Below are 25018 nucleotides of genomic sequence, written 5' to 3'. Positions count from 1 at the left end.
GCTCTCGCGCTCGCATGAAGGCGCCGTCTCAGTCGGCGTCGATGCACACGGCGCACGTCGGCGCGTCGCGCACCGATGTCGCGCTGTCGAACTGGAACCCGTTCCCCGGCAGTGCCGATTCCGATCTGCTGCCGGACCTCGAACTGCTTATCTCCCGCTCGCGCGATCTGGGCCGGAACAACGGCATCGCGGCCGGTGCGGGCCAGACCTTCAAGGACAACATCGTCGGTTCGGTGCTGCGCCTGGTCGCGGTACCGGATTACCGGCTGCTGGGCTGGGAGCCCGAGCGGGCGCGCGAGTGGGCGAACGTCACGGAACCACTGTTCCGGTCGTGGGCCGACACCACCGACTGCGATGCGGCCGGTGAGCAGGATCTGCTGGGTCTCACCCTTTCGGCGCTGGGCGGCACCTTCGGCAACGGCGACGCGCTGGCCCTGCCGCTGTGGTTGCCCGACCCGCTGTCGCAGTGGTCGACCCGCCTTTCCCTGGTCGAATCGGACCGCCTGTCGACGCCCCCGCAGCTTGAGCACCGCGAGGACATCCGCGGCGGCATCGAGAAGGACTTTTACGGCCGCCCGGTCGCATACCACGTGCGCCGTCGTCACCCGGGCGACGCGATGGCGCGCGATCGCTTCACCGTCAGCGGCCTGAATGAATGGGACCGCATCCCCGCCGCCACGGCGTGGGGCCGCCGCCGCGTCATCCATCTGCATGACAAGGACCGCACGGGCCAGTCGCGCGGCAAGCCCATCGTGTCGGCGGTAATGAAAGAGTTCCACATGGCTGGCAAGTACCAGGCCACGGAACTCGAAGCCGCTGTGTCGAACGCGCTGGTCGCTGCCTTCCTCGAATCGAACCTCGATCAGGAATCGGCAAACGAACTGTTCGGCGACGACCCGCGTGAGGCGTGGGGACAATCGGTCAAGCAGGCGCAGAACCTGCGCCAGATGCGCGGCGCAGCCATCATCCCGTTGCCGGCCGGGGCCAAGATCACGCCGTTCTCGCCGGGCCGTCCGAATGCGGCGTTCGAGGCCTTCATGATCGCGTCGCTGCGCCACATCGCGGCCGGCATGAACATTCCTTACGAACTGCTGCTGAAGGACTTCAGCAAGACGAACTACAGCAGCGCCCGCGCCGCGCTGCTCGAAGCCTGGCGCTACTTCATGGGCCGCCGCGCCTGGCTCATCCGTGTCTGGCTGCGCCCGGTCTATGAACTGTGGCTGGAAGAGGCGGTGAACGCCGGCCGCGTCGATGCGCCGGACTTCTACGAAAAGCGCTACGCCTACTCGCGCTGCCGCTTCATCTTCTCTGGCCGTGGCTGGATCGATCCGGTCAAGGAAGCCGAAGCCGCCGGCATCCGCATGCGCCTCGGCATTTCCACGCTGGAAGCCGAGTGCGCCGAACAGGGGCTGGACTGGGAAGAGGTGCTGGAGCAGCAGGCCGCTGAGCGCGCCGTACGCAAGCGCCTCGGCCTTCCGCTGGACATCCCGTCCGCATCCGGCGCCCCGGCGCCGTCGGCGAGCCAGCGCGACCCGCAACCCAATGAAGAGCGCGATGAAGAGCGCGAGGACGCCGCCGCATGAAAACTTACCCCCACCTCGCCGGAAGGCTCTTCAACACGCCGCTACTGGTGCATGCCCCGGCGCTGGACGCGCTGCTGGCCGGCATCGGCCCGCGCCTGCTCGGCCTCTCCGACGACGCGCTCGCACAGGCGCTGTCGCTTGGCAGCAGTGAGCCGGGAATGTTCTCGACCCGTCGCGGCGAGCGCGTGAAAGAAGCCGGCTGGCCCGGCTATTCCGTCGTCGAAGGCGTGGCCATCGTGTCCGCGAGCGGCGCGCTCGTCCATCGCACCAAGCTCGACGCCGATTGCACGCTGCTGCTGGGCTACAACGATCTGTCCATGGCAACCGAGCACGCCATGCAGAACCCGGACGTCCATGCCGTGCTGCAGGTCTACGACAGCCCGGGCGGCGAAGTGCAGGGCGCCTTCGAGTACGGGCAGCGCATGTTCGACCTGCGCGGCAAGAAGCCGCTCATTGCCATCGCCGACGGCATGGCCGCCAGCGCTGCATATCTGGGCGCGTCCGCAGCCGATGAAGTGGTGGTCAGCCGCACCGGCTATGCCGGCTCCATCGGTGTCGTCATGCGCCACGTCGAAGTGTCGCGCCTGCTGGCGAACGAAGGCATCAAGGTGACGCACATCTTCGCCGGTGCCCACAAGGTCGACGGCAATCAGTTCGAGGTGCTGTCGGCCGCCGTGCAGGCTGAGCTGCAGGCCGAGGTCGACGACCTCTACAGCCAGTTCGTGGGCGCCGTGCTGCAGCACCGCCCGCGCATGACCGACGAAGGCATCCGCAAGACCGAAGCGCGCGTGTTCCGCGGTGTCGCCGCCGTCGCGGCCGGCCTGGCGGACCGCGTGTCGACCACCGACCAGTTGATTTCCGAGTTGGCGGCACGCCGCCCGACTCGTTCCTACGGGCAGCCCGCCCGAGCCACCGCCGAGCAGAAAGGAGACACCACCATGTCCGGCACCCAAGCACAGGCGGGTTCGCAAGCGCCCGCCGCCACCTTCACCCAGGCCGATCTGGACGCCGCGCACGCCCGCGGCCGCGAAGAAGGTGCCAAGGCGGAACGCGAACGTGCATCCGCAATCCTGTCGCACGACGAAGCCAAGGACCGCGGCGCGCTGGCCCTGCAGTGCGTCAGCACCGGTCTGTCGGTCGAGCAGTCGGCCGCGATTCTCGCCGCTGCCCCGAAGGCCGCGCCGGCCGCCGGTGCTGCCAATGGCTTCGCGGCTGCCATGGCCAACGTGCCGAACCCCGATGTCCGGGCGGGCGAGTCCAAGGGCTCGGAGTCCGACCCGAAGGCGATCGCATCCATGTGGGATCGCGCGCACGGCACGGCCTGACCGTTTGCCTGCCCATCCACCTGAACTGGAGACGAAATCATGACTGTTCTCACCGAAGGCCGCCACACCGCGGAATACATCCTGAGCGAGGCCAATGGCCACCGCTCGCGCGAAGTCGGCACGCTGCTCGCCGGCAACAAGCTGGTGCCGGGCACCGTGCTGGGCCGCATCACCGCCAGCAGCAAGCTGACCGTGCTCACGCCGGGCGCGTCCGACGGCTCGCAGACCGCCGCTGGCGTGCTCTATGACGACGTCGACGCCACGTCCGCCGACAAGGCGGCCGTCTACACCGCGCGCGACAGCGAAGTGAAGGGCCTCGCCCTCACCTGGCCGGCCGGCATCAGCGCGCCGAACAAGACCGCGGCCATCACCGCGCTCGCCGCCCTCGGCATCATCGTCCGCTGAGCGGGCGACCCACGGAACATCAGGAGACCCCGCAATGGCTCACATGGACATCTTCAACGACCGTGCTTTCAACATGGTCGACATGACGGCGGCGATCAACAAGCGCCCGCACCTGCCCACCTTCCTGCGCTCGCAGAACCTCTTCACCCCGAAGCCGGTGCGCACGGCATCGGTGTCGATCGAGCGCCAGAACGGCAAGCTTTCGGTCATCCAGACCAGCGAGCGCGGGGCGCCGCCGAAGGTTGCCGACGCCGACAAGCGCGACATCCGCGACTTCCGCACGGTTCGCCTTGCCAAGGGCGACAAGCTGCTCGCAGCCGAGGTCGATGGCATCCGCGCCTTCGGTTCGAGCACCGAGCTTCAGCAGGTGATCGAAGAAGTTGCGCGTCGCCAGACCAATCTGCTGCGCGATCTCGAACTGACGCTGGAGCGCATGCGCCTGGGCGCCGTGCAGGGCATCGTCCTGGACGCTGACAATACGGTCATCCGCAACTGGTACGACGAATGGGGCATCACGCAGCCGGCGGAGATCGATTTCGAACTCGATGTCGAAACCACTGACGTGCGCAAGAAGTGCACGGCGGTTGTTCGTGCCATGGCTCGCGCTTCCGAGGGCTCATGGGTGGATGGCGTCACACAGGTGCATTGCCTGGCCGGCGACGACTTCTACGACGCGCTGACGAATCACGCGAACGTACGTCAGACCTACCTGAACTGGACGGCGGCAGCCGAACTGCGCGAGGGCAACGCCTTCGAGTCGTTCCGTTATGGCGGCATCACCTTCCACAACTACCGCGGTACCGACGACAACAGCACCGTGGCGGTTTCGCCGACGTTGGCGAAGTTCTACCCGGTCAATGCCACCGACGTCTTCCAGGTTGCGCAGTCGCCGGCCGAAACCTTCGATTTCGTGAACACCCCGGGTCAGGAGTTTTACACCTGGATCGTTCGCGACAAGGACCGCAACGCCTGGGTGCAGCCGGAAATCTTCAGCTACCCGCTGCACATCTGCACGCGCCCGCTGATGCTGCAGCGCGCGAAGCTGGCCTGATAGCAATGGGATCCGCCCCCTTCGCCGCCGTGCTTGACGACATCGACCGTCAGACGCAGTCGATGCTGTCGGACGCGCTCGCCACGTGGTTTCCATCCACGGGCGAGCCGGCGTGCGAAGAGGTGTCGGTCATCTTCGGGCTGGAAGAGCACGGCGCCTTCTCGGGCAAGTTCACCGAGGCGATCAAGTACCTGCTCGCCGATCTGCCCCGCCTGGGCAAGGGCGAGTCCATCACTGTCGTGCGTGGCGTTACCGCGGCGGAGTATGTCGTGAGTGACACGGGGCTGCTGTCCGCAACGCGCGGCATCGCCTGGCTGAACAGCAAGCGGGGCTGCGCATGACCCCGAACCGCAACTGGCTCGACGCCGAACCGCTCATCCTGCACCGCCTGCGCGAGCGCTTCCCCGACGCCGAAGTGCTGCCGTGGAAGGACGTGCCGGACAACTTGAGCCAGCTCCCGCTGCCCATGGTCGCCCTGCGCTTCGTCGGCTTCCGCGTCGTGCCGAGTGAACGCCCGCTGCCGCGCGAAGCGCGCCTGCGCGCTGAGTGGCACGTCATCGTCGCCGGCCGCGAAGGCACCGAGCACGACCCGTCGGGCCCGGCCTCGGCCCAGCTGTCCGACCTGTGCGGCCGCGTGCTTGGCGCGCTGCTGGGCTACCGCCCCGAAGGCTTCCCCAAACCCCTCATGCCGATCGACCCCCCCGCCATGTTCCCCGAAGCGGGCGTCGAGTCGCATGCCTGCGGCTTCGGACTCGAGTTCGTGGCTGTCGCAACCTGAAAGGACATCACGTGCCCATCGCACCCACTGACATCGAGTTCCGCCTGTCCGGCGGCGGTTCGAACACCGACCCCAATGCTTCGCTGGGCGGCGCGAAAAGCAGCACCGAAATCGGCACCGGCCTGCACAACCTGTTCGACATCGTCGGCAGCGCCGAATCGGCGGCCGGCGATACCGAGTACCGCTGCTTCTACGTGCACAACGCCCACGCCACGCTGGATCTGGAAAACGCGGTGATCTACATCCAGAGCAACACGCCCAGCGCCGACACCAGCGTCGAGATCGCCGTCGGCAGCTCCGCCGTGAATGGCACGGAACAGACCGTCGCGAACGAATCCACCGCGCCGACGGGCGTCACCTTCAGTTCAGCGGCGAATCTCGGCGCAGCGCTCGCCCTCGGCACCATTCCGGCCGGCGAGCACCGCGCCGTGTGGGTGAAGCGCATCGTGAGTGCCGATGCCGCCGCGTACAACGACGACCAGGTCACCTTGCGCGTGCAGGGCGATACGGCGGCGTAACGGCACGTTCAGATGGCTGTCGCTCACGATCAGCGGACCCTGCCGCTCGCGCGCAATCCGGATAACCCGGCGGCGGCGGGGATCACGCTCGCCTGGGACTTCACCGGCATGGGCAGCCTGCCGGAGGCACAGCCATTCCTGTTCGGCGGCGGCTCAGCCCCCTCGCTGACGGTCAGCGGCAACCGCAGCTATCCGATCTACAACGGCATCCAGGGCGTTCGACCGGGTGGCTCTGGCGCGTCGGGCAGCTACAGCAACCTGACGTTCACCGGTCAGGGCATGCAGGTCGGTACCGGCGACTTCCAAGTCGCCGTGATCTTCACGACCGGTCCGACCCTGCCGACCAGCACGAACACGATCAAGGCGCTGGTCATCCGCAATGACGCTGGAACCGCACTGGTCGATCTGACGATCTCGGAGAGCAACGGCAACGGCTGGTTCCTGAACGCGAACAGCTCGACCGGCGAGGGCACAGCCGTCACCGCCACCATCTACGGCGTCAACAAGACCGTCATTCTGTGGTTCCGTCGCCGCGGCGGCGTGACCAACGTCTGGACGCAGGAGGCGACGCCGACCAGCATCCTCGTTGCGCGCTACAACGCCGGCAGCGACAGCACGGACTGGACCGACACCAGTGCGAAGCGGATCTACATCGCGTGGAATCAGAGCACCACAGCGGTCGTCGACGTCGCGATCCACGGTGTCCGGTTCTGGGGCGGGTCGTCGCTTGACGACGAGGCGACGCGCAACGTCGGCCGCGACTTCTGGGCGCTGGAGGCGAACGAGGTCGAGAGCGACAGCCTGGCGATCACCTCGCCGGCCGCCGGTAGCAGCGTCCCGACCACGACCACTATCACCGGCACGTACACCGGCACCGCGCCAACCGGCGTCGATGTGCAGCACGGCGCAGCGTCCTGGGTGACGCTGTCTGGATTCAGCGCTTCGTCCGGCACATGGTCAGGCGCGGCGGTGCTGGCTGTAGCGTCTGCCGCAGCCCTGCGCGCGCGCTACGGCAACAACACCAGCATCGTATCGGCCGACGTCGCGAACATCACCGTCGAGGCCGACGCCATTGCGTTCACGGTGCCGATGATCGGTGCCGATCCGGACCCAATGGGCGCAGTCGACTACCGCCTGTTCCAGCGCGACGGCGCCAATCAGGCGACGGGCGTGCGCGTCACGGGCACGTATGACGGCGACCCCGAGGGCGCAATCGAGTGGCGCTACAACGGCGGCAGCTGGGCCACGCTCGATGCAACCCCGACCGGCGGCGAGTTCGATGAGGTCGTGACGCTGCAGGGTCCGGCGCAGGGCGCGCTCGAAGTGCGCTTCGCGGCTAACCCGTCCGTCTCGGCCGCACTGTCATACGTCGGCGTGGGCGACCTGTACCTCTGTGCCGGGCAGAGCAACGCCGCCGGCTGGTCGCCGAGCTACCTGCAGCCGGTCGCGCCGGCGGCGAACCCGACCTGGAAGGCCGTCGAATTCGACTTCGCGCACGTCTGGCGCGAGAACTTCGAGACCTCGGCAAAGCCGTTCCACATCCCGTCGGACGCGGTCTACACCGCCTTCAACGCCGGTGGCGCGGGCGACGGGTCGTACTACGGTCACCTCGCGACGCTCGCGATGGAGTCTGGTGTGCCGATCGGTGTTGTTCCGGCCGCGCGGGGCAGCACCAACATTGACCAGTGGAACGCCGGCAGCCCCTCGAACACCGGCACGCTCTACGGCGCCATGCTCGCTACCGCACAGAAGCTTGGCAGCTTCCGCTATGTGCTGTGGTGGCAAGGCGAAGGCTCGATGTCCGATACCGCGACCGGCACCGCGTACGATCCGACGCTGTACGCCGGAAAGCTCGACGAGATCATGGACGCCTTCGCTGCGGCCGGTCAGACCGCGCAATGGGTGCTGACGATGCCCTGCCTGGCGAACCCGACGCCGAAGGACAACGGCGTGCTGCTGCGCGCGGCAATCGCGAGCCTGTTCAGCAACGAGCACGTCGCGGGAGTGCTCGACCTCGATGACCCGACGCCGGCCTACGACACGCTGCACTTCGAGGGCAGCACCGAGATCATCACGATTGCCGAGCGCATGGCCGCGCTGCTGGGCTATGTCACTGCCCCCGTACAGTCCGACACGCAGCTGCGCTGGTCGTTGAAATCCGCCGTATCTGTCGAGGCCGCCATCCGCTGGGCACTGCTTCAGCCGGTCCAGTCCGACGCCGCGCTGCGCTGGTCAATGCTTCAGCCGGCATCGGCCGATCTCATCGCGCGCTGGGCGCTGCAGTCCATCGTCTCCGCGGACCAGGCATTTGCCTGGAATCAGCAGCAGTCGGTGGAGCAGGCGCAGCTCATCGCGTGGAAGCTGCTGCAGGCAGCGCAGGCCGACGCGACCCTGCAGTGGTCAATGCTCGCTGCGGTCAAGTCCGACGTCACCGCCCTCTGGAACATCGCGGCCACGCTGGGCATCGTGTCGGCCGACGTCGCGCTGCGCTGGTCCGCGCTGGCGCCGGTAACCGCCGACGCCTCTATGCACTGGCATCTACTCAACGCCGTCGCGCGCGACATCCCGCTGCCCTGGCACGTCGTCCAGACCATCGCCGCCGACGGCACGCTGCGCTGGGCGATGGTGTCGGCTGTGCAGTCCGACCTCGCCGCGGCCTGGCGTCTGGTCACTGCCGTAAGTGCCGACAGCGTGCTCGCATGGGACATGGCTGCAGCTGTTGGCGTCGTCGCCGCGTCGCTCAGCCTGCACTGGTCGCTCGTCGCGCGCGTGCAGCAGTCCATCAGCGCGCGCTGGTCGCTGCTTGCTTCGGTCGGCGCCGACGCCGACATGCGCTGGGACATCGTCACCGGCGTCATGCGCGAGATCACCGCGCGCTGGGAGGTCATCGCGCAGTTGGTCGCCGCGAACAGCCTCGACCTGTCGTGGTCGCTGATCGCTGTATCTGAATCGGACCTGGTCATCCGCTGGCAAGTCGGCGAGGTGTTTGACCTCGTCGTCCGCAAGCGCTTCGTCGCTGGCGCATCCATTCGAAGGGAGTTTGTTGCATGAGCGCCCCGCACGCCGCGCGCTGGCCGTTCAAGGACCCGCAAGAAGCGTTCGCCTGCGCGTTCGATTTCGCGCGAGAACTGGCCGAGGGCGAAACGCTGAGCGGCACGCCGTCTATCACCGTCGAGGTCGTCGCCGGCACCGACGCTTCGCCCAACTCGATCAAGTCCGGCGCGCCTGTCATCGAAGGCGGCCGCGTGCTCCAGCGCCTCGTCGGTGGCCTGCCAGGCGTCACCTACAGCCTGACCTGCATCGCCAGCACCAGCGAGGGCAACACGCTGGCGCGCGCCGCGATCCTGCCTGTTGAAGTCGCAAGCCGGTGGAACGAGTACCGCCGGGTCATCAACCCCACCACCACCTGAAAGGACACACCATGCTGCAGGCCTCAATTCTGTCCGGCATCCCGGAGATCGCGCTGTATGACCCGGCCATCCCGTTCGACAGCCGCAACTTCCGCGACATCGGCAACGCATCGACGCTGAGCTTCAACTACGACGTCGAGCAGCGGCGCCTGCCGAACTATCGCTCGGCGGCGGGTGGTACCTACGCCTCGGCCGACCGCGTCAATGAAGTCACCGGTCAGATCGATCCGCGCAACTTCAACCCGCAAAACATGGCGCTGGCGCTGTGGGGCAGCGCCACTGATGTTGCCGGTGGTGTGGTCGCCGACGAGGCGCATGTATTCCACGGCGCTGGCACCTTCGTCATGACCGCCCGCATGATCGATACCACCGTCGCGCCCGTCGTCGAGGTCGGTGCGACCGTTGTCGATACCGACGACTACGTCGTCGAGCGCGCCGGCATCCGCTTCAAGGACACGGTGACGACTGTCGGCCTCGCTGCGGACGCCGATATCACCATCAGCTATACCGCCAGTTCCGTCGTCGACATTCAGGCGCTGATCTCGTCGGCGCCTCTGGTCAGTGTGCGGCTGATCGGGGAAGACGCGGTTTCGGGTGAGCCCGTGACTGCGCGCTTCTACAAGGTCAAGCTGGGTCTGTCGAGCGATGTGTCGCTGATCGGCGACGACTTCGGCACCCTCTCGCTCTCGATGACGATGGAAGAGGACGCCACCATCATCGGCAGCGGCCTGTCGAAGTATTTCAAGATCCAGCAACTGGGCGTCGCGGCATGACGCAGCTTGCTGCGGTCAGCGAGGTGCCGACCCGCGAGGCCGGCATCGTCAAGGTGCGCGAGATCACCCTTGCGGAGATTCGTGCGCACCTTGCCGGCGCCGAAGGCCGCGAGCAGGCCGCCGCGGTGGGTGCCGAGTCGCCGGACCGCGGCGACCTGTTCGTCGCGTCGGTGCTGGGCGGCTTCTCGATCAGCGATCTGAAGCGCTTCACCGATCTGGACGACGCGCGGTGCAGCCGGCTCACGCCGTCGGAGTTCCGCGCGGTCTTCGAGACGGTGAAGGCACTGAACCCGGATTTTTTCGCCGTGCTCGACCAGTGGGCAGCCGACCTGGTCGAACGCATGACGTCCGGGCTGACATTGAGCGAGGCGCCCTGATGCTGGAGCAGCTGGGCCACGCCAATGTGTGGAGCTACCCGTACGCGCTCTTTCTGCGCGCGGCCGATGTGGCGAAGAAGGCCCAGGGCAAGGGCGGCTGACGCATGACGGCGCTGAACAAGGACGTTTCGCTCACCCTGGCGTTCAAGACGCTGGGCCTGCGTGATGTGAAAACCATCGCGGGCGACCTGAAGGCGGTGCGCACTGCGCTGGACGAGATCAAGTCCAGCGGCGCGGCGCCTGACGAGATCACGCGCGCCACAGCGGCGGCGCAGCAGCGTGTGGAGAAGCTGAACACCGAATTGCAGGGAGCGGTGGTGCGCACCCGAGACTTGGGCGCAGCATCGGCCGGCCTGTCGAATGCCTACCGCACACTCAATGCGCGGGGGCCAGCTGAACTTCGCCGCGAGATCATGGGCGTGGAAACAGCGCTTCAGCGCGTCAAGGCATCAGCAGCCGGGCCTACCGAAATCGCCCGCGTGTCGGCCATCGCGCAGCAGCGCGTGAACGAACTGCGGGCAGAACTAAACGGAGTGGCGGCGGCGGGGGTGAATGCGGGCAGTAGTGTCGCCGCGCAGCTGGCGGGTGTCGTGTCGGCGGCGGTAGCGGCGCGCGCAGCCTTGTCGGCTGTGCAGTCAGTGATCGAAAAGGGCCTGGCCGCCGAATCGCTGCAGGTGCAGTTCGACTTCGCCTTCAGCGGCGACGTGTCGCGTGCCGGCGAGGAACTGTCGTGGGTGCGTGCCCTGGTCGAAGAACTGGGCCTCGAACTCGAAACCACGGCGCGCAGTTACGCCAAGCTGGCGGCTGCCTCGCGCGGCACCGCGCTGGAAGGTGAGGCCACGCGCGACATCTTCCGCGCCGTGGCCTCCGCCGCCACGGTGATGCGGCTGAGCACCGAGCAGACCGAGGGCGCGCTGCTGGCCATCCAGCAGATGATCAGCAAGGGGAATGTGCAGGCCGAGGAACTGCGCGGCCAGTTGGGCGAGCGCATCCCGGGTGCTTTCCAGATCGCGGCCCGCGCCATCGGCGTCACGACGCAGGAACTCGACGGCATGCTGAAGAAGGGTGAGGTGGTCGCCGCCGACTTCCTTCCGAAGTTCGCCGCCGAACTCGAGCGCAGCGTCGGCGGCAGCCTCGAAACTGCGTCGGATTCGCTGGGCGCGCAGCTCAACCGCATCACGAACCGGCTGACCGAGTTCCAGCAGCGCATCGCGGCGTCCGGAGTGATGGACACGGTCGCGCTGCAGATCGAAAACCTGTTGGCGCGCATCGAAGAGGCGGCCGAGAACGGCGACCTCGACGCCTTCGCGCAGAAGCTGTCCGACGTGATGTCGGACGCCATCAACATCATCGCGGCGGTCACCGATGCTGCCATCGCCCTCGCGGGTGCGCTGGAGGCCCTGGCGCCGGTCATCGCCGGTCTGGCGGTGGTCAAGGCTGCCGGCGCGCTGGGGCTGCTGAATGGCTCGCTGCTCACCATGGCGTCTGCAGCGGCCTCGGCGGGCGCCGGTACCGCGCTCGCGACAGCCGCGGCAGAGCGCTTCCTGTCGGTCATCGGAAAGGGCTCTGCCCTTGTCGTCATCGGCATGTCGACGCAGAAGATCCTCGAACTGGTCGCCGCCATGCGCGAGTACAGCGACGTGACCGAGAAGCTGGCCCGCGACGACCAGAAATTCCTGTCCGAGAACAAGGCCGTGATGGAAGCCACGGCCTTCGCGAAGGACGCTGTCCGCCTGAACTCGGAGCAGATCGCGCAACTCAGCGCCAGCGAGCGCGCGGCCTACGAAGAGCGGCTGAAGTCGGCTGCCGAGTACTACCGCGCCCGCTCGAATCTGGAGAACCGCGCCGCCGCGAACAGCAACGTCACGCCACAGTCGGCCATCGACGCCGCGCGCGACGCGCGCACTTACGAAGACAGCCTGCGCGAACTGGCGAACATCAATAACCGCCGCGTGCAGTTGATTCAGGACTTCAACGCCCGCCAAGCGCAGGCGAAAGACCAGGTGCTGGCGACACTGAAGCAGAAGCTCGGCGCCCAGCTTCAGGCCTACGACGACGCGAACAAGTCACTGGAGAAGGTCCGCAGAAACCGCGAGCAGGCGCTGAAGGCGAACGATGACTTCATTGCATCGCTGCAGCAACCTCGCACGAAGGACAGGGAGGCGAATACCGGCGATGTGCAGGCGCAGATCGCGAAGTCGCGCCAGTCGCTGGCTGCCGGAAGTTTCGATGACGCGATTCGGGCTGGCGAAAGGGCCAAGTCGCTGATCAACGAGATCGACAAAGCCGGCGGGTCCAGCGCTGACGTGCTGAGCTACCTCGCCAAGCAGGTGAAGGCGCTACAGGATCAGGCATTCGCGGGTGCGGAGCAGGCTCAAGAAGCAAAGGTTTCCGCTGTGCAGGAGACCATCAACAAGCTGCGCACCGATGCCGAATGGCTCAAGACCATCAGCGTGGGTTTCGACCAGGCTGGCGCCGCTGCGAGCCTGGATACGCTCGTCGCCGCACTGCAGGAGAAGCTGAAGAACAACCCCGTGGTGCTGCCCGTGGTGACGGTGCCGGCTGGCGGCAGTGGCGCCGACGAAAAGCGCGTCGGCGAGATCCTTGGCGAACTGCCGAAGAAGGCTACCGGCGGAAAGCTGCGAGGTCCCGGTACCGGCACGTCGGACAGCATCCTGATGTGGGGCAGCAATGGCGAGTTCATGGTGCGCCAGCGCGCTGCCCAGTACTACGGCGACAGCTTCATGAACGCCATCAACAACATGCAGCTGCCGCGCTACGCCATGGGCGGCGCCATCGGTGAAAGCGCCTCGCGCGCGACCGCCGGCCTGTCCAGCGCCGTGCAGAACCGCGCGCTGCAGCCGGCCTTCTTCAACATCCCCGGCGTCGGCCAGGTGCCGGTGCAGATCGATCGCGCGACCTCGCGCACCCTCGAACAGAAACTGCGGCGCGAAGCGCTGAAGGTGGGCAGATGAACGCAGGACGTGCCTTTGAACTCGGGGGCGTCGTCGTGCCGATGACCGCCGCCCTTGACCTGCAGCAGCAGATCACAGTCACCGGCGGCGCTTCCACGCGCCGCATGATGAACGGCGCTGCCCTCAAGCAGACCCAGTGGCAGAAGCTGGCGGTCACGCTGAGCGGCAACGGCTGGTGCCCGCTCGGCCTCGATGCGCTCGATTACACCGGCCCGCTCACGCTCAAGTGTGGCTTGCCGCGCGCGATCCGCTCGCAGAGCACGTCCATCGCCCTGCCGGTGGCGCGACGCACCGACGCCGGCTACGAGCCCTTCGCGCACGCCCACCTCGCCGACGGCCGAGAGGTCGAAACCGCTGTGTCGATCGCAGCACACGTTGCCGCCGTCACCGCCGTGGCTGGCGCCGTCAGCTATGCGGTCTGGTACTTCCCGCAACTCACCGTGATCGCCAGCCCGCCCGATGAATCCTTCGACCAGGGCGGCGCCGAATGCTCGTGGTCAATCTCTGCTGAGGAACAGTAATGCTCGCTCTCGATCAAGTGGCAATGATCATCGACAGCACTGGCACCGACGAGGTGCAGTCGATGAGCGGCGCGGCACCGGGATATCGGGCTGTGAGTGCGGTGATCGACACGCTCGGCCTGTCGCTCCCCATCGGCATCTCGTATCGCATCGAAGATGGTGCAGCGTGGGAACTTGGCGTCGGTCGGATCACGTCCGGCGGGTACCTGGAGCGCACGACCGTCACCGCCTCTTCGGCGTCGGGATCGCGGATCAACATCGCCGGCGACCCCGACCCGGCAATCATGTACATCGTCGCCAGTGCGCTCTCGGCGGCAGCCGTTACGCCACACGTCGAAGCGTGGTCCCCGGCACTGGGCGCACAAGTCCGTGAGGACATCGAGGGCGGAACAGCGCTCGGCTCGGGCGCGCTGGTCTTCCAGGAAGACGGGACTGCCCTCGGCGCCATCACCAGTGTCTGGGCCATTGGCGCAACCGCGGTCGGCGCACGCTCTCAGGGCGGCGTGATGGAGTCGGTGTGCTCGGGCTTCTCGGCATCACACGGGGTGCAATGGGCCGGCGCCGCGACGACGACCAATGACGAACCGTCGCCAGCCCGCAGCGCGAGGGGCATAGGCTTTGCCCCGCCGGCCATCAGCGCAATGCTGCTCGATATCCAGGTGGTCGCGTTTCGCACCTCTCCCACGAACGCCATGTACGCCGCGACGATGAAAGCGGGCGTGATGCGGCTTGGGGAGACCGCTGCGCCAGTGATCGTCGATGCCACCACGCCGGAGGTGATCGCCGCAAGTGCGGGCGTGACGTGCAGTATCGACATCGGCGTCAATAGCGATCCGATCGAGTCCGGCCGCGACCAGGAACTCGCTGGCGTGGTGGATGTGCTCGTCACCGGAGCAGCCGGTGAAACCTGGCACTGGGCGGTGGTCATTCGCTCGGCGATGCACGGCTGATGTACGGTCTGCACACATACGGGTCGGCGACGTACGGCTCGGGTCCGCTCGACGACAGTCCGCCCCCCAGTGGTGGGGCGCTGACACTGCCCCTGCGCATCACTGTCGTCGAAGCCGAGTCGATCGCGCTGCCGCTGCGCATCACGCGCGTGCAGGCGCGATCTGTCGCGCTGCCGCTGCGCATCAGTGTCGTTGAAGAGATCGACATCGCGCTGCCGCTGATCATCACCGTGCAGTCGTCGACGATCACCAGCCCGTCGCGCTGGCGGCCCGTCGTTACACTCGGCGGCGTGGATGTCAGCGCGCGCCTGACGGGTGAGATCCGCATCGAGTCCGACGAGGGAGAGGCCCGCATCGCGTCCTTCAGCATAAATCCGGCGCCCGGCCCGCTCACGCTTCCGGACTGGACGGGCGCGGCGGTGACCATAGACATCGCGCAGCAGGACGCCGCCGGCAACGCGATCGACGCGCGCCGCCTCTTCACCGGCGTTGTCGACGTGCCGGATCTGGACGTGACCGAGCGGCTGGTGTCGTTCGAGTGCACCGACCAGCTGCAGCAGGTCGTGCGCAGCCTGCCGAAGGAATGGGTCGACACGAACGTCGGCGGCTACTACTCCGAAGCTGTCAGCGGCGAGTCGTCCGACATGCTGCAGTACGCAGATGCCCGGCTCGCCAGCGTGCCCGCTTCGCTCGACCTCGACCCGTACCAGGCGGCGCGCGTAACGCCGTGGAACATCGAGGACGACCCGGTGCTCGTGCTCACCGAGGCCGACATCATCTTCGGTTCGCTGCGCGTGGAGTTGGCCGGCCGGGCGAACATCCGCAACGAGGTCGAGACGGTGCTGCAGTACCGATTCCCGCGGTTGCGCGCCCGCGTTGCGTCAGCCAATTTTGAGCGCACGATCAATCAGTACACGTCGCAGGGTCTGGACCTGCTGAACCGCGACATGATCGAACAGGCTCTGTCGAGCCCGCAGGGGTGGCAGCTTCTCGGCGAGATCAACATCGTGCCGGTCGACCCCGGCACCTACGAATCATCGGGCAGCGGCGGCACCGTCTACACAGTCATCAGCGCGACGGACGCCCCGCAGCTTTCCTTGGGGTTCGCCGCGCGCTTTGCGAGTCGCTGGGTCCAGTGGGTGACGGAGGAATACCGGCTGACGGTGTCAGCTCAGGCATCGATCGATGCGCTCGGACTGTCGCGCGAATCATCGAACGGCGCCGTACTCGATGCGGAATTCGATGATGGCGTATGGCTAAGTGAGCCGGATGCCGAACCGGTCCTGACTCTGCCGACCACTGGCGACGTGTCTCTCGACTACGGCGGCGCCGGTCGCACTGATCGCGATGCTGCACAGAACGCCGTGCGCACGCTGGTGGCGCAGGCGCGACGACAGATCCTCGCCGCGCACCGCGACACGCGCGTGTCAGCGATGACGCCACTGCATGCCGGCATCGACCCGCGCCGGCGCATCGAGATCGACACGGCCGAAGTGCATGCGCTCGGGAAGGTGGTCGTCGTCACGCACCGCATGGACATCGAAACCGGCGAGCACGATACCGAGTTCGCGATCGCCATTTCGGGCTTTTCGGCTGTCGGGCTGCAGGACGACGACCCCGTCGATGCGCCGGCCGCTCCGGTCGATCCGACGCCCGTGCCTGGCGCTTCGGCTTACGGCTGCCGATGCGACATGTACATCGGGCAAGTGTCGGGCGCGCCGGAGTTCGACGAGGCAAACATGATCGGCTACTCGACCAATGCAAAAGCGGGCGCGGAGTTCGACGCCAATGCCCCGGCCTATCCCTATGCACTGAGTATTGAAGCGCCGGGGATCGAGGCCGCCGTGCGCGACCCGATCACGCTGGCGAAGCCCGCCGGCTACGCAGTCGCAATCCCTCAAGACCTGTTCGAGGTAACCATCCCATGAGCTTCGGATTCTTCGCAGACGCCGGACTGACCATCCCCTTCGCTGGCTCTCTGCGCCACTTCTCGACCCAGGGGGACAGGCTGATCTACTTCGGCAGCCCATCGAGCGGCCAGCAGTTGCAGGACAGCACGGCACCCGGATCAGCCAACGTGCAGGTCAGCATCACCGACAGCGCCAGCGGCTCCGGCCTCGCCGCGGGGTCGATCAAGCTCGCTGCGACCTCGGGCGGCCTTACGTCGGCCACCGGCGGCGCAGCGCTCAGCCTCGGCCACACCGTGCTCGGCGGCGCCGGCAACGCCAAGCCGATCCACATCCGCTTCGACACTTCGGGCGGCACGGTGGGCACCGACTACACCGACCTCGGCCTGGCGGTGAACAACGTCATCGAGTCGGCGGTGTAGCCGTGGGCGACATCTCGAAGGCGCTCGAACGCATCGGCGCACGTGACCTCACCGGCGCCGGCATGACGCAGGGCACGCGCCCGCCCTTTGAGCCAAAGCCCGCGCAGGGCGCGAAGCCGCCAGCGGTGGGCAAGAGCAAGTCCGGCGGCGGGAAAAGCTCAGGCGGTAACAACCTCGTCGAACTGTCGTATGCCACGCGCGAGTATTACGAAGAGCGCTCGATCTTCAGCAGCGACGGAACCATCAGCATGCGCGTGCGGCCGATCAAGGCGATCGTGCTCACCAATGGCCAGCGCTTGGAGTTCAAGGAGCCGCCGCCGTGACGATGGTGTTCGACAGCCTGCACCAGCCGGCCGGCCCGTTCGCGGATCAGGTGATATTCGGCAACTCGCTGCACGGGCTGTGCGTCGGCAATGTCCTGACGCGGCCGAATGGCGCGACGGTGTCGATCGTTCCCCCCTTCGATCTGATGTCCGACTGCTTGGCCGTGCGCCTGGCCGGCGTACCCGACATCGTTCGCACACCCGAGCAGGCCGCGGCCGACCTCGCCGATGGGCTGGTCTGGATACCCGAGGTGCTGCTGCCTGGCGACACGCTGCGCTATTGGTTCTGGCGCAACAGCAGCAAGCGCACGTTCCTCATCGAGCTGATCAATCAAGCGCCGCTGACGTCGGTGTTCATCCGAGTTGTGCCCTACGGTGAGATAGGGGCGGCGCCCGAAACGGCGCGTACATCGTCGTTCGCAGGCTTCACCGTATCCGGCGGTGCGGGTCCGTGGCAGATATGGGATGTATCGGGCGACGGCTCGAAGGCGCTGATCGCGCGGCGCACCTCGTCGCCGTTCGACCCGGTACCCGGTCTTCATCGGCGCATGCTCGGCCTGTCCATCGTCGTGGAATGCTCGCTATCGCAAGGCGGTGACGGCTGGCCAGTGCCGACCGTCACCTTGGTGCGCAGCAGTGAGCAGTGTCTCGGAGCAATCAGCTCATCACTTTCCGAGAGCGGTGTCGCTCCGATCCTTGTCAGTTGGCGCGAGTTCGAGGGGGACGTGCTGGGGCCCTATCAGATCGCGCCCGAGGGGCCTGGCGTCCCGGGAAGCGACAACTTCGTGGCTATCGCAAAGAATGGGGTTGAGTCGGTCAGCACGTCATTCACTCTCGCCGATCGCCTGCTGTCGTGCTGGTACGGAGACGGCGGCGCGGTGCAGTTCCTGACGCTGTCGCTACAGCGTGACGAGACCGGCACACGCGACTATGTGCACACGGTGGCCGGCATGGATCGCACGATCAGCCAGACATCGCTGCTCGAATACACAGCCTCGGCGACCTACACCTACGGCGGTGCGGGTCTGCTCACGGAATCGTGGTCCGGCACATCCGACGGCGTGTCCGGCAATCCCGGATTCCCGTTCGGCATGGCGCCAAACTGGAACGGCGTCGGCCTATCGACGATGACGGCAATCCGCGACCAGTTGTACCTGCCGCAGATCAATCAGCAAACGGCGCAGACCTTCGGCCTTCTGGCGTTCTCGAAAAAGATGTTCGCGCCGTTTCATGCCGTCGGCGATATCTACACCATCGAGCCCGCTCGACATCCTGCTGGCACGACGCCGACTGCGCCGGACCCCGTAACCGTAGCGGGCATCGGCGACGTGCCGGTCTACATCGCCCGCGACCCGCGGACCGGCGCCCTCAGCAGTTGGTCGTCGGTCCCTGTCTGTTTCATCTGAAAGGAAGCCATGGCCACTGCCGAACAGCACGACATCACGGTTGGAGCCGCGAAGGTCGCCAGCGCCTGGGGCGCGATCGCGATCACATCGTGGACCGACATCGCGGCCGCCTTGGCCGCGCTCTACACGCTGCTGATGATCCTCGATCTGTGGTGGCGCCGGTTCGGCCGTAACTGGGCCGAGGAACGCGGGTGGGTGCAGAAGCGAAAGCGGCGCGCCACGGATCGGGAGGACGCAGATGAGTAAGTTCCGCATGGCAGTCTCGGGGCTGTCGGCCTCGGCTGCGCTCATCGTCGCGCTGGCGGTGGGCGAAGGCTACGTCGGCGAGGCCATGATTCCGACGAAGGACGACCGGCCGACGGTCGGCTTCGGCAGCACATTCAAGACCGACGGCACACCGGTGAAGATGGGCGACCGAACGGACCCGGTGCGCGCGCTGATGACGTTGCATGCGCACCTGAGCCGCGAAGAGCGCGCGTTTCGTGCGTCGCTGCCCGATGTTGCGCTCACGCAGGGCGAGTACGACCTTTACATGGACTTTGTCTATCAGTACGGGGCGGCCACCTGGTCGAGCAGCAGCATGCGCCGGGCTCTGATGACCGGCGACTATCGCGCCGCGTGCGACGCGCTGCTCCGGTACCGCTTCGCCGCCGGCTTCGACTGTTCGACACCCGGCAACCGCCGATGTCCGGGCGTCTGGACGCGGCAGCAGGAACGCCACGCGAAATGCCTGGCAGAGCAGGGGGCGTAATGCTCGCCCGCGCACTCCCTTGGCTTCTGGTGGCCGCGCTCGCCCTGGCCGGCGTGCAGACCTACCGCCTCGCCGTCGAGCAGGGCGCACACGCCCGCACGCAACGCGACCACGCGCAGCAGCTGGTCGTGCTGGAGCGCACCGCCAGCGAGGCTATCACCGCGCGCCGCGCCGAAGAAACGCGCCGCTTTTCCGCACTCTGGGAGATCGTGAATGAAACACAAGCCGACCGCGATCGCGCGCGCGCTGACGCTGCTGGCGCTGCCGATGCTGGTGTCAGCCTGCGCCGGCGTATCGCAGCCATCACCGCCGGTTGTCGTGCCACCGCCAGCGATTCCGCCTCTGCCGGTAGCAGCCCGCCAGCCGACAGCACCGCCGATCTGCTCGCCGACCTGCAGCGCCGGCTTGATGAGGCTGCGGAAGGAATTGCTCGACATGCTGACGAAGCACACATCGCCGGCAGAGCCTGCGAGCGCGCCTACGACGCGCTGAAGCCCCCGGATGCGCGTCCGTGACGCACTGACGTTCGCGGCCCGGCTGTTCCGGTCGGGCTACCGGTCGGATGAGGCCGCCGCGCTGTTCGCGCTGGCGCGCGAGCACTACCGGCTGCTGGCCACGATCGCCCGCGTCAGGGACGACCGCAGCGCCTGGCGCCGACAGTCCGTCGATCGCAAGCGGTGTAACTGTGCGTCCTGTCAGTCGGACGGGCCAGCATTGGACACCAACACCCACCACGACTGAGCGTATTCCGTCACCACCCGGGCGGCGTCCTCATGACGCTCGATGCCCGTGATGACCATCCAGTCGGCGTTGACCGCAATCACCTCGGCGCCGTAGAGCGGCAGCAGGACATCGGCCCCGTCGTCGCCCACCACTCGCGCCACGCGCACGTGGCGCTTCCGCACCTGGTCGCGCACGTCCTTGATGATCAGCATGCCGGGCATCATCCGCTGGCGGACGTACCACGACCTCGGCATGTGCATGCCGCGGTTTAGTTTGGGATGGACTTTGCAACGCATCCGGAAACTGTATGGATATACAGTTGTTAGGGCAAGCGCGCCTGTTACAAATTCATGTTGCGATAAACGAATAATCGTGTATTATTCGATTCATGGACAGCGCGCTGCTGTTCATCCGACGCCGGCCGGAAGCCGGCTCTCTACGGAGATACATCATGATTTTTCGCCCTGAATCCATTTCCCCCGCACAAGCGCTCTTCCTGGTCGGTGCCGCTGTCGACTACACCGGCGACATGGCAAACCTGCCGGGCGAAGGCGGCATCGTCGAGGTGTCGTCAGACGGCAAGTACGCGTCCATGATCCTGTCGGACGGCCGTCGTATCTCGCAATTCCCGACAGCGCTCATGGGGCGCCCCGAGAACCGCCGCGGCTGCGCTGTACGCATCATCGTCACGGGCGAAACGCTGAGCGATGACAGCATTGCAAAGTTGCACACGGCCGCCGCACTGCGCGATGCGCAGACGAGGGCCAAGGAACGCGAAGAGGCGAAGGCGCGCGATACGGAGCGGGAGCAGCTGGACGCGCAGTACCCCGATTTCGAGCGGGGCCAGGGTTCCAAGGTCGCCGCGGTCAACATTCGCAAGGTACTGAAAGGCACCTTCCCGAAGGTCAAGTTCTCTGTGCGTTGCGATGGTTCAGCCATTCGGGTTCGGTGGACCGATGGACCGATCGCGCAGGCCGTGACGGAAGCGATTGCACGTTTCGAGGCCGGCCGGTTCGACGGCATGACGGACTGCTACGAGTATCGTCGCGACGTGTGGCACGATCTGTTCGGCAGCGTCCAGTACATTTTCGAGGAGCGCGCCCACAGCGATGCGCTGGTAGAAAAGGCCATCGCTGTCGTCGCAGAGCAGTATGGCGACAAGGATCGGCCGACGGTCGAGCAGTTCAGCAGCGGCGATGCCTACAGGCGTAGCCCGCTGGCAGATTCGCAGATGGCGCCCATGGATTACAGTTGGCAGAATCTTGTTCATCGCGCGCTTCGGCAGTTGGAAGGCTGAAGACGATCACGCCGGGGGGCTTCCCCCGGCTCTCTGAGGAGAGGAACCATGAAAATCGCGCAAGAGGTTGCCGTCTACAGCAACGCACACCGGAACACGTCAGGCATGGGTTTCGGCCCTCGCAATCTCGTGTTGGCTGGCCTCGCCCGCGACCTCGGGCTGAAGCACTGGATCGGCTCGGGCGTGTTCGAGCTTCACCATCCGAAGCGTCGCGCCCCGCTCCTGGTCCTGCCCCAGTGACCGGTAAGCATCACAACTGGCACCGAGCATGGTCAAGGATCTCGCCCGGTCGGTTGCGGCACCAGTCGGGCGCCGAGTTCATCATCACGCGCGGCGATGGATACACCGATGCCCAGGTGTCCGCCGAGACGCTGTCCGTCTTTCAGGAATCTGAACTCGCCCGCGGCGTGCCCCTGCACGACCTGGTCGCGCGGCTGCAGCGCCTGTGCCGCGAGGCCGTGAAGTGGCACGAAAGGAACCCCGCATGACCGACGAACAGTTCGAAGCACTGGCAGCGCTCACGCGCCTGCATGCGCGGTCCGCAGCGCCCCGCGAAGGCGCGCGCCTGGTACTGGTCGAGGGTGTCACCCTGAAAGAGGCTGCTGCGCGCGTGGGCGTGCCGCCGCAGGCCGTGAGCAACGTCCTAGCCCGCTGCCGGCGGACACTGGCGCTTGTGGAAAAAGTCACGCAAAAAGAGGTTGCACTAAACGAATAATCGTGTATTATTCAGTCCATGGACAGCGCATTGCTGACCACCGCCCCGGCGGAACCGGGCATCCTGACAGGAGAACGATCAAATGGAGAAGGCCTTGGACACCATCAAGACGGAAGCTGAAATTGCGAAGCTGATGGCAGAGACCGTGAAGATCAACGCGGAAGCGCGTTGGTACCCGGTGGCGATGGTTTCCGCCGTGGTCGCCGCCGTCGCGGCTGTATCCAAGCTGCTTGCGTAACGTGTGGGCCGGGGATACCCGGCCCTTTTCATTACAACATCCGCCCCGGCGGTTCCGGGAGTCCTGAGAGGAGCAACATCATGGCCCGCTACATCTTCATCGACAGTTTCACCGGTTACATCTTCGGCGACAGCGCCGATATTGGCGGTCGCATCGTCGCCGGCACGCCGGCTGAAGTCGCTGCTGTACTGGATGCATCCATCGGCGAGCACGAGCGCGAGTACGAACTTTTGTCGCGCAACCCGCGTACCACCGACACCGGATACGACGTCTATCGTGCCGACGTAAACGGGTCTGAGGCCGTCCCGATCGTGATCGACGGGCAAGATCGAGAGACCATAAACGCCGTTATCGCTGGCTGCGAGTACGTCGGCTTCCTGGCTGCCCGTGTCTGACGCCCTCATTCACTTGCGCGTCCCAGCCGCTCTGAAGGCGCGCTGGGTACGCGAGAGCCGGGCCGCTGGGATGCGGCTCACTGACTGGATCGTCCAGCACGTGGAGGCGCACAGCATGGACCCGAGACACATCGCCATCGGCATCCCCGAAGGCCTGAAATTCTCTGACCTCAAACTCGCCCGGGACCCGGCAACGGGTGACGTGTCGTTTGACGTTGCGGTGATCGAGCGCATCTGCGAGGCCAACGGTTTGCCGTCCGACTATTTCATGATCCGCCCCGAAGACGCACTGTCCGGCCTGCTCACCAGTTGGTACCGTGCCCACATTGCGGGCGGCGGTGAGCCTGACGCGGTGCAAGAGGATCTTATCGCCGAGGCACGTGAGGAGGATGCGCACGGTGGCGGGTTGTCGTATCAACCTGGGAGCGCGTGACGCTGGGCGATCGTATGCAAGGGAGCGCGCGACTTTTGCGCGACAGCGCTGCACGAAACTGCACTCTGTTGCACATGGTCGCGTGGCGAGCGCCGGCACATGTTGTTGATTCGAAAGCACTTCCATGCGGTCAGCCTGCATGGGGTGCAAGGGGTCGCGAGTTCGAATCCCGCCGCCCCGACCATTTGTTTGTTTCCGGCAGTGCTGATGCACTGGCCGATCTGCTCAAGCCGTTCCGTTCCGGAACGGCTTTTTGCTTTCTGGCGGTCACTGCGGCGGAGCGTTGTTGAGCGCGCCGTAGTGCTGCTCCGCGCGGAGGAAGTCCATGCGCATGTCCGCTCTGTCCGCGCAGATGACTGGCGGCGTGGCGGGGACGTTGATCGCGCTGGCGGTCTATGTCCTTGGTCCGGCCGATGACGCCCTGCGCGCCGGTCTGGCCATCTTTGTGTTCATCGGCGCACTGTGGCTGACCCAGGCGCTGCCGCTGACCCTTACCGCACTGCTGGTGCCGGTGTGCGCGGTACTGTCGGGTCTGATGAGCGTGCAGCAGGCGCTCGCACCTTTTGCCCATCCCATCATTTTCCTGTTCCTCGGTGGCTTCGCGCTCGCCGCCGCATTGTCGCGGCATGGCCTCGATCGTCTGCTCGCACGTCGTGTGATGGCCCTCGCCGGCGGACACCGCCTGCGCGCGCATCTGCTGCTGTTCGTGCTCGTTGCCGCGCTGTCGATGTGGATCAGCAACACGGCGGCGGCCGTCATGGCGCTGCCGCTTGCGCTCGGACTGCTGCCCGCCGCGGCGGATGCGCGCGAGCGCACCTTCGTGCTGCTCGGGGTGCCCTACAGCGCCAGCATTGGCGGCATCGGCACCCTGGTCGGCAGCCCGCCGAACGCCATCGCGGCGGCGCAGGCGGGAATCGGCTTCGCTGAGTGGATGCGCTTCGGCATTCCCGCGGTGCTGCTTCTTATGCCGCTGATGGTCGGTGTGCTGTGGTTGCTGTTGCGGCCACCTGTCGACGGCGATGCACCCGCGGTGGCGGACGAGCATTACGCATGGACACCGGGCGCGCTTCTGACGCTGGTCGTGTTTGCCTGCGCGGTGCTGGCCTGGGTGTTCGGTGCACCGCTCGGTCGCCTGCTCGGTGTGGCCGGCGACATCGATGCGCTGATTGCGCTGATCGTGCTGATCGCACTCGTGTCGGGCCGGGCGGTGGAGTGGAAGGATGTCGAGCGGCAGACCGAGTGGGGCGTGCTGCTGCTGTTCGGCGGCGGGCTTGCGCTCGGTGCCGTGCTTGGGAGCAGCGGTGCAAGCGGCTATCTGTCCGACCGTCTGCTGGGTGTGATGGCCGAAGCGCCGGGCTGGCTGATCGTGCTCGGCGTGGTGGCCTTCGTGGTCATGTTGACGGAACTGGTGAGCAATACCGCGACCGCGGCGCTGCTGGTGCCCATGCTCGTTGCGCTCGCACCCGACGTCGGCCTCGATCCGCGGGGTCTGGCGGTGGCCACGGCGATTTCGGCGTCCTGTGCCTTCATGCTGCCGGTCGCAACGCCGCCGAACGCGCTGGTGTTCGGCACCGGCGCCGTGGCGGCGCGCGACATGATGCGCTGCGGGCTGTTGCTCAACCTGGTCTGCATCCTGGTGATCTCCGCGCTCGTCGGCGTGCTCTGAATGCGTCCGGACGGCTGCGCGCGGCGCCGTGCTATAGTCCGCGGCTGATTTCGCGGGGCTTCGGCAGGGCGTGCGG

30 protein-coding genes are annotated in these 25018 nt (G+C 66.5%); 29 read left to right on the top strand and 1 reads right to left on the bottom strand.

From position 1 onward, the window contains the following. The first annotated feature begins 14 nt into the window (after positions 1–14). From METFAM1_RS0107785 to METFAM1_RS0107675, 21 genes are all read left to right on the top strand, one after another. Positions 15–1583: a phage portal protein gene (locus METFAM1_RS0107785; RefSeq protein ID WP_019919046.1), complete on the top strand. Its 1569-nt coding sequence runs from the start codon at positions 15–17 to the stop codon at positions 1581–1583. Next, on the top strand, positions 1580–2908 hold the full coding sequence (locus METFAM1_RS0107780; protein ID WP_024300560.1) for a S49 family peptidase: 1329 nt from the start codon (positions 1580–1582) through the stop codon (positions 2906–2908). Before METFAM1_RS0107785 ends, METFAM1_RS0107780 begins: the two co-directional genes overlap by 4 nt. Positions 2909–2947: 39 nt before the next feature. Beyond that, the gene (locus METFAM1_RS0107775) at positions 2948–3313 is read left to right on the top strand and encodes a head decoration protein (protein WP_019919044.1); all 366 of its coding nucleotides are present in this window, start codon (positions 2948–2950) and stop codon (positions 3311–3313) included. A gap of 34 nt (positions 3314–3347) precedes the next feature. Next, positions 3348–4364 carry a major capsid protein gene (locus tag METFAM1_RS0107770; RefSeq protein ID WP_024300559.1) on the top strand — a complete coding sequence of 339 codons (1017 nt, stop codon included), beginning with the start codon at positions 3348–3350 and terminating at the stop codon, positions 4362–4364. 5 nt (positions 4365–4369) lie between these two features. Beyond that, positions 4370–4705, top strand: a complete 336-nt coding sequence (locus METFAM1_RS0107765; protein WP_019919042.1) for a hypothetical protein — start codon at positions 4370–4372, stop codon at positions 4703–4705. Beyond that, positions 4702–5142 carry a hypothetical protein gene (locus METFAM1_RS0107760; protein ID WP_024300558.1) on the top strand — a complete coding sequence of 147 codons (441 nt, stop codon included), beginning with the start codon at positions 4702–4704 and terminating at the stop codon, positions 5140–5142. The genes METFAM1_RS0107765 and METFAM1_RS0107760 overlap by 4 nt, the downstream gene beginning before the upstream one ends. A gap of 11 nt (positions 5143–5153) precedes the next feature. Then, positions 5154–5660 carry a hypothetical protein gene (locus METFAM1_RS0107755; protein WP_019919040.1) on the top strand — a complete coding sequence of 169 codons (507 nt, stop codon included), beginning with the start codon at positions 5154–5156 and terminating at the stop codon, positions 5658–5660. Between the two features lie 12 nt (positions 5661–5672). Next, positions 5673–8711, top strand: coding sequence for a sialate O-acetylesterase (locus METFAM1_RS0107745; RefSeq protein WP_051102785.1), 3039 nt, complete (start codon positions 5673–5675; stop codon positions 8709–8711). Continuing rightward, positions 8708–9070: a phage fiber-tail adaptor protein gene (locus METFAM1_RS0107740; protein ID WP_019919039.1), complete on the top strand. Its 363-nt coding sequence runs from the start codon at positions 8708–8710 to the stop codon at positions 9068–9070. The genes METFAM1_RS0107745 and METFAM1_RS0107740 overlap by 4 nt, the downstream gene beginning before the upstream one ends. Positions 9071–9081: 11 nt before the next feature. Continuing rightward, entirely contained in the window at positions 9082–9843 is a 762-nt protein-coding gene (locus tag METFAM1_RS0107735) for a phage tail tube protein (RefSeq protein WP_019919038.1), read from the top strand. Further along, complete coding sequence (locus METFAM1_RS0107730) at positions 9840–10220, top strand: hypothetical protein (RefSeq protein WP_019919037.1); 381 nt, start codon at positions 9840–9842, stop codon at positions 10218–10220. The genes METFAM1_RS0107735 and METFAM1_RS0107730 overlap by 4 nt, the downstream gene beginning before the upstream one ends. 104 nt (positions 10221–10324) lie before the next feature. Next, entirely contained in the window at positions 10325–13195 is a 2871-nt protein-coding gene (locus METFAM1_RS0107720; RefSeq protein WP_019919035.1) for a tape measure protein, read from the top strand. Next, positions 13192–13716, top strand: coding sequence for a hypothetical protein (locus tag METFAM1_RS0107715; RefSeq protein ID WP_024300555.1), 525 nt, complete (start codon positions 13192–13194; stop codon positions 13714–13716). Before METFAM1_RS0107720 ends, METFAM1_RS0107715 begins: the two co-directional genes overlap by 4 nt. Further along, positions 13716–14666: a hypothetical protein gene (locus METFAM1_RS0107710; protein ID WP_019919033.1), complete on the top strand. Its 951-nt coding sequence runs from the start codon at positions 13716–13718 to the stop codon at positions 14664–14666. The genes METFAM1_RS0107715 and METFAM1_RS0107710 overlap by 1 nt, the downstream gene beginning before the upstream one ends. Further along, complete coding sequence (locus METFAM1_RS0107705; protein ID WP_019919032.1) at positions 14666–16594, top strand: hypothetical protein; 1929 nt, start codon at positions 14666–14668, stop codon at positions 16592–16594. The genes METFAM1_RS0107710 and METFAM1_RS0107705 overlap by 1 nt, the downstream gene beginning before the upstream one ends. Beyond that, a complete protein-coding gene (locus METFAM1_RS0107700; RefSeq protein ID WP_019919031.1) occupies positions 16591–16995 on the top strand; it encodes a hypothetical protein in 405 nt (134 codons plus the stop codon). The genes METFAM1_RS0107705 and METFAM1_RS0107700 overlap by 4 nt, the downstream gene beginning before the upstream one ends. A gap of 2 nt (positions 16996–16997) precedes the next feature. After that, positions 16998–17318 (top strand): hypothetical protein, encoded by a 321-nt coding sequence (locus METFAM1_RS0107695; protein ID WP_019919030.1) that lies wholly within the window; start codon positions 16998–17000, stop codon positions 17316–17318. Further along, positions 17315–18724 carry a hypothetical protein gene (locus METFAM1_RS0107690; RefSeq protein ID WP_157256679.1) on the top strand — a complete coding sequence of 470 codons (1410 nt, stop codon included), beginning with the start codon at positions 17315–17317 and terminating at the stop codon, positions 18722–18724. The genes METFAM1_RS0107695 and METFAM1_RS0107690 overlap by 4 nt, the downstream gene beginning before the upstream one ends. 9 nt (positions 18725–18733) lie before the next feature. After that, positions 18734–18970 (top strand): hypothetical protein, encoded by a 237-nt coding sequence (locus tag METFAM1_RS0107685; RefSeq protein WP_019919028.1) that lies wholly within the window; start codon positions 18734–18736, stop codon positions 18968–18970. Next, complete coding sequence (locus METFAM1_RS0107680) at positions 18963–19475, top strand: glycoside hydrolase family protein (protein WP_024300554.1); 513 nt, start codon at positions 18963–18965, stop codon at positions 19473–19475. The genes METFAM1_RS0107685 and METFAM1_RS0107680 overlap by 8 nt, the downstream gene beginning before the upstream one ends. Then, the gene (locus tag METFAM1_RS0107675; RefSeq protein ID WP_019919026.1) at positions 19475–19990 is read left to right on the top strand and encodes a DUF2514 family protein; all 516 of its coding nucleotides are present in this window, start codon (positions 19475–19477) and stop codon (positions 19988–19990) included. Before METFAM1_RS0107680 ends, METFAM1_RS0107675 begins: the two co-directional genes overlap by 1 nt. A 180-nt stretch (positions 19991–20170) precedes the next feature. Here the strand turns inward: METFAM1_RS0107675 and METFAM1_RS0107670 are convergent, their stop codons facing one another. Beyond that, entirely contained in the window at positions 20171–20410 is a 240-nt protein-coding gene (locus METFAM1_RS0107670) for a hypothetical protein (protein ID WP_157256678.1), read from the bottom strand. Positions 20411–20649: 239 nt separating this feature from the next. Here METFAM1_RS0107670 and METFAM1_RS20350 point away from each other — a divergent pair, with 239 nt between their 5' ends. The 8 genes from METFAM1_RS20350 (at position 20650) to METFAM1_RS0107630 (ending at position 24942) form a co-directional block, all read left to right on the top strand. Continuing rightward, complete coding sequence (locus METFAM1_RS20350) at positions 20650–21495, top strand: LPD29 domain-containing protein (RefSeq protein ID WP_051462231.1); 846 nt, start codon at positions 20650–20652, stop codon at positions 21493–21495. Between the two features lie 48 nt (positions 21496–21543). Then, entirely contained in the window at positions 21544–21735 is a 192-nt protein-coding gene (locus METFAM1_RS0107660; RefSeq protein WP_019919023.1) for a hypothetical protein, read from the top strand. Between the two features lie 53 nt (positions 21736–21788). Continuing rightward, complete coding sequence (locus tag METFAM1_RS0107655) at positions 21789–21983, top strand: hypothetical protein (protein WP_019919022.1); 195 nt, start codon at positions 21789–21791, stop codon at positions 21981–21983. Continuing rightward, positions 21980–22210, top strand: coding sequence for a hypothetical protein (locus METFAM1_RS0107650; protein WP_019919021.1), 231 nt, complete (start codon positions 21980–21982; stop codon positions 22208–22210). Before METFAM1_RS0107655 ends, METFAM1_RS0107650 begins: the two co-directional genes overlap by 4 nt. Positions 22211–22304: 94 nt before the next feature. Beyond that, positions 22305–22448, top strand: a complete 144-nt coding sequence (locus METFAM1_RS21010) for a hypothetical protein (protein WP_198291417.1) — start codon at positions 22305–22307, stop codon at positions 22446–22448. An 80-nt stretch (positions 22449–22528) separates the two neighbouring features. After that, positions 22529–22843: a hypothetical protein gene (locus METFAM1_RS0107640; RefSeq protein WP_019919019.1), complete on the top strand. Its 315-nt coding sequence runs from the start codon at positions 22529–22531 to the stop codon at positions 22841–22843. 115 nt (positions 22844–22958) lie between these two features. Further along, positions 22959–23276, top strand: coding sequence for a hypothetical protein (locus METFAM1_RS0107635; RefSeq protein WP_198291416.1), 318 nt, complete (start codon positions 22959–22961; stop codon positions 23274–23276). 331 nt (positions 23277–23607) lie between these two features. Next, complete coding sequence (locus METFAM1_RS0107630; protein ID WP_232419682.1) at positions 23608–24942, top strand: SLC13 family permease; 1335 nt, start codon at positions 23608–23610, stop codon at positions 24940–24942. Positions 24943–25018: the final 76 nt, after the last annotated feature.

The sequence above is a fragment of the Methyloversatilis discipulorum genome, from assembly GCF_000527135.1.
Lineage (GTDB): Bacteria > Pseudomonadota > Gammaproteobacteria > Burkholderiales > Rhodocyclaceae > Methyloversatilis > Methyloversatilis discipulorum.
This window is presented reverse-complemented; position numbering and strand designations above follow the sequence as displayed.